The following is a 1,285-nucleotide window of genomic DNA, read 5'->3' as shown; positions in this document are numbered from 1 at the left end:
ATTAAAGATAAAACGAAGTTCAATGGTATTAATCTGTTGGCAAACACTGGCGATGAAATTAAAATTCAAATTGGTCAAGAAGCAGGACAAACCTTGTCGCTCAATACTGCAAACTTCTCCATTGGTCAAGTTGCTACAGCTGTAGATGCATGGGATGTGAGTGCAACAACAGGTGCGTCTACTGTGTTGGGAAGCATCGATGATGTAATCAACCTGGTGAGCAAAGCGCGTTCTTACCTGGGTGCGAACCAAAACCGTTTGGAAAATACCATTAACAACCTGAATATTACTACAGAGAACCTGACTGCTGCAGAATCCCGTATCCGCGATGTGGATATGGCAAAAGAGCAAATGGCGTTCACGAAGAACAATATTCTTACACAGGCGTCTCAAGCAATGTTGGCTCAAGCGAACCAACTGCCACAAGGCGTACTGCAACTGCTTCGCTAATTTGATTCTGCTTCTAAATTGGAAGCAGCAGGATTCAATACATTGGCTGTCGAGAAATCTCGGCAGCTTTTGTGTTTTCAGGCTAAAATTTTAGGTTAGGAAAGAAAAGAGAGAACAAAACTATTTAAATACTTCGCTGAAAAGCCGATATTAAAATTGTAGGGATGATTTGCAAGCGCGCGATTGCGAAAAGTCCCAGATATTTATTATCTCAGTTGCAAGGACGTAACTGATTGAATATCAAGGAGGAAAAAACATGATTATCAACCACAATATTTCTGCAATGAACACACACCGCCAATTGGGTGTAAACACAGGTAGCTTGGCAAAAAACGTGGAAAAACTGTCTTCCGGTTACCGCATCAACCGTGCTGCTGACGATGCTGCAGGTCTCTCCATCTCCGAGCGTATGCGTGCACAAATCCGTGGTATGGAACAAGCTTCCCGTAACTCCCAAGATGGTATCTCCCTGATCCAAACAGCAGAAGGTGCACTGCAAACCGTTAACAACATGCTTGTTCGTATTAAAGAACTGGCTACGCAATCTGCGAACGGAACGTATGATGACACGAACGACCGTGCTCGTCTGCAAGAGGAATTGGATGAGCTCTCAAAAGAAATCACCAACATTAAAGATAAAACGAAGTTTAACGGTATCAATCTGTTGGCGAATACTGGAGACGAAATTAAAATTCAAATTGGTCAAGAAGCAGGACAAACCTTGTCGCTCAATACTGCAAACTTCTCCATTGGTCAAGTTGCTACAGCTGTAGATGCATGGGATGTGAGTGCAACAACAGGTGCGTCTACTGTGTTGGGAAGCATCGATGATGTA

2 protein-coding genes are annotated in these 1,285 nt (G+C 43.1%); both read left to right on the top strand.

The features are described 5' to 3' along the window. A partial coding sequence (locus C7R94_RS30785; protein WP_255577328.1) for a flagellin occupies window positions 1-450 on the top strand: 450 nt, incomplete at its 5' end. Between the two features lie 256 nt (window positions 451-706). Then, window positions 707-1,285: flagellin N-terminal helical domain-containing protein (locus C7R94_RS29300; protein WP_106786005.1), on the top strand; the 579-nt coding region annotated here is incomplete at its 3' end.

This window comes from Brevibacillus sp. NRRL NRS-603 (genome assembly GCF_003013445.1).
Classification (GTDB): domain Bacteria; phylum Bacillota; class Bacilli; order Brevibacillales; family Brevibacillaceae; genus Brevibacillus; species Brevibacillus formosus.
The sequence above is the reverse complement of the archived record's forward strand: the minus strand, read 5'-3'. Positions and strand labels throughout refer to the sequence as shown.